The organism is Arhodomonas sp. KWT (assembly GCF_010993615.1).
This window is the reverse complement of the sequence record NZ_WNXE01000001.1, coordinates 34424-37370: the sequence shown is the minus strand read 5'-3', so window position 1 is coordinate 37370 and position 2947 is coordinate 34424. Positions and strand designations below refer to the sequence as shown.

Genomic DNA, 2947 nt, shown 5'->3' with positions numbered 1-2947 from the left:
GCGCGGATGCCCACATCCAGGGGCTCACGGATGGGGGCACGCCCCAGCGGGTTGATCGAGCGACCGGCGAGGGGCATGCGTGCCGGCGCCTCCGGCGCGGGACGGTCGTCCAGCGGCTCACCGCCGCCATCGAGCACGCGTCCGAGCAGATCGGGACCAACGTGCGCCGCGAGTGCCTCCTCACGGGGGAGCACCCGTGCGTTCGGGGTCACCCCGTGGAGCGCGCCGGTGGGCATCAGGAACAGCCGCCCCTCGGCAAAGCCGACCACTTCCGCCTCAACGCTGTGATCGCCGTGCCCGAAAATCTCGCAGCGCGAGCCCACCGGGGCCTCGCAGCCCTCGGCCTCCAGGGTGAGTCCGATCATCCGGCGCAACCGCCCCTCAACGACGGGGACCGGCCGCCGCAGTCCGTCGCGCCGGGCGGCGAGGCGCCCGGCCCAGTCCACGCGGCGGGCCTCAGTCATCGTCCGCCTCCCCGGCTGGATCCGCCCCGCCCTCCGCGGCCGTGTCACCGTCCCGGCCGTCGCCGAGCAGCGAGGCCGCGACGTTGGCGATCCGGGTCTCCAGCCGCGCGTCCACGTGGGAAGCACCGCTGTCCACCAGGCAGCCACCCCGGTTGACCGACGGATCCTCAACGATCCGCCATTCACCCTCGACGCCGGCATCGCGGAGCACGGCGGCATCGTCCGGATGCACCCTCAGGCGCACCTCACGGTTGTCCAGCGGCAGCTCCGCCACCGCCTCGCGCACCACGCCGACGATCTCGCCGGGCTGGGTGACGATTTCCCGGCGAATGACCTGCCGGGCCACCGCCAGGGCGAGCTCGGCGAGCCCCTGCTCCACCTCGGCGTCCATCTCCGCGGCTGGGGCCTGGAGCGAATCGAGCAGGGCCTGGAGCTCGCCGGCACGGCGTTTGATCTCCGCCTGCCCCTGGTCCAGGCCCGCTTGCCGGCCCTCGGCGAAGCCCTTTTCGTAGCCTTCGCGGCGCCCCTCCCGCGCGGCCTCGGCACGCGCCTCGGCCTGCATCCGTTCGATCTCCTCGACGCTCGGCATCTCCGGCGCCGGCTCGGTGGCCTCGTCGCGCCGGTTGCCCGCCATATCGGGGATCTCCCACGCACTGGCGACACCCGTGTCGTTCTCCTCGGCCCAGATCGGGCGGATACGCTCGCTCATACAAAGGACTCCCCACCGCCGCCGAGCATGATCTGGCCCTCATCGGCAAGCCGCCGCGCCACGGTAAGGATTTCCTTCTGCGCCTGCTCGACCTCGCTGACGCGCACCGGCCCCTTGGCCTCGAGATCGTCCTGGAGCATCTCGGCGGCGCGCTTGGAGAGGTTGCGCATGACCTTGTCCTTGACCCGGTCGTCCGCGCCCTTGAGCGCGAGCACGAGGATGTCCGTGCCGACCTCGCGCAGCAGCAGCTGCACGCCGCGGTCGTCGACGTCGGCGAGGTCGTCGAACACGAACATGAGGTCCTGGATCTGGTCGCCGAGCTCGCTGTCGGCGGTCTGGATATGCTCCATGACGTCGCTCTCAACGCTGGAGTCGAGGTAGTTCATGATGTTCGCCGCCGACTGTGCCCCGCCGATGGACGACGACTTGATCCGCTGCTTGCCGGAGAATTGACGCTCCATGATCTCGTCGAGCTCCTGCAGCGCGGCGGGCTGGATGCTCTCCAGGGTGGCGATACGCATGACGATGTCGTGGCGGATACGATCCGGCAGCTCCGCGAGCACCTGCGCGGCCTGGTCGGCGTCCAGGTAGGCAAGCACGATGGCGATGATCTGCGGGTGTTCCAGGCGCACCATCTCCGCGATCGTGCGTGGATCGAGCCACTTGAGCTGCTCCAGGCCGCGGGTGTTGCCGCCCATGAGGATGCGGTCGATGATGCTGCCGGCGCGGTCCTCGCCCAGGGCCTTGACCAGCACCGAGCGGATGTAGTCGGTGTTGCCGATGCCCAGCGACGTCTGCTCCTCGACGGTGGTGACGAAGTCGTTGAGGACCTTGTTGACCTGATCCTTGGAGACGTTTTCCAGGCTCGACATGGCTAGTCCCAGCTGCTGGACTTCCCGCGGGCCCAGGTGCTGCATGATCTCGGCCGCCTCGTTCTCGCCGAGGGTCATGAGAAATATCGCCGCGCGCTCCGCACCCGTCATGCCGTGCTACTCGCTGCTGCCTTCCGGACTGAGCCAGCTCTTGATGACGTTCGCCGCCAGTGCCGGCTCGCTACTGGCCATCTCGCGTGCCGCCTGCACGCGCTGCTCGTACTCCTCGCTGCCCCGGCTGCCACCGCCGCTCTCGACCTGTCGCTGGGCCCGCTCGGCCATAAGCTGCGCCTGCTCAGCACTCTGCCCCTCGAGCTGCGCGCTCTGAGCTGCCGCCTCGCCGTCCTCGCGCGCCTCACCGTCGCGGCGCCGGTCGCGTCCGAGCAGGCCCTGGATGAGCGGGCGAATCACTGCCAGGATCAACACCAGCCCCACGATGGTCGCGAGCAGCAACCGCCCGAGCTCCCATACCCAGGGCTGCTCCCAGAGCGGCGGCGACACGTCCGGCGCCTGCTCCACCGGGGCACGGAATTCCGTGCTCACCACGTCCAGTGTATCGCCCCTGCCGGGGTTGAAGCCCACAGCGCGCTGGACCAGCGAGCGGATCTCCTCGAGCTGGTCGGCGGAAAACGGATCGGCCACCGTCTCACCCGCATCATTGGTCGTGGTCGGCTGGTCCAGCAACACCGCCACCGAGAGGCGCTGGATCGTGCCCACCTCGCCCTTGCGGTGGCTGACCACCCGGCTGACCTCGTAGTTGCGGGTCGCGCTCTCGCTGGCGTCCACCACCTGCGTCTGGGCGCCGCCCTGACCGCCCTGGCCCTGGGCGTTGCCGCCCTGGCCGCCCTGGCCGCCCTGACCCTGAGCGTTCGCGCCCTGTTGACCCTGCTGTCCCTGCTGTC

At 70.1% G+C, this 2947-nt stretch carries 3 protein-coding genes and 1 pseudogene; all 4 read right to left on the bottom strand.

Going from position 1 to position 2947, the window contains the following annotated elements:
- Positions 1-464 (bottom strand): annotated as a pseudogene (fliI, locus tag G7A99_RS25025) (flagellum-specific ATP synthase FliI); the annotation flags it as partial.
- Positions 457-1173, bottom strand: coding sequence for a flagellar assembly protein FliH (locus G7A99_RS00180; RefSeq protein ID WP_163138572.1), 717 nt, complete (start codon positions 1171-1173; stop codon positions 457-459). The gene G7A99_RS00180 and the pseudogene fliI, both read right to left, overlap by 8 nt.
- Positions 1170-2156, bottom strand: coding sequence for a flagellar motor switch protein FliG (fliG, locus tag G7A99_RS00175; protein ID WP_018717365.1), 987 nt, complete (start codon positions 2154-2156; stop codon positions 1170-1172). The genes G7A99_RS00180 and fliG overlap by 4 nt, the downstream gene beginning before the upstream one ends.
- 6 nt (positions 2157-2162) lie before the next feature.
- The coding region (locus G7A99_RS00170) for a flagellar M-ring protein FliF C-terminal domain-containing protein (RefSeq protein WP_305792302.1) at positions 2163-2947 on the bottom strand (785 nt) is incomplete at its 5' end.

Bases quoted from the DNA above. Each gene is read 5' to 3' on its own strand.
- G7A99_RS00180 (WP_163138572.1), bottom strand. From the start codon at position 1,173: ATGAGCGAGCGTATCCGCCCGATCTGGGCCGAGGAGAACGACACGGGT.
- fliG (WP_018717365.1), bottom strand. From the start codon at position 2,156: ATGACGGGTGCGGAGCGCGCGGCGATATTTCTCATGACCCTCGGCGAG.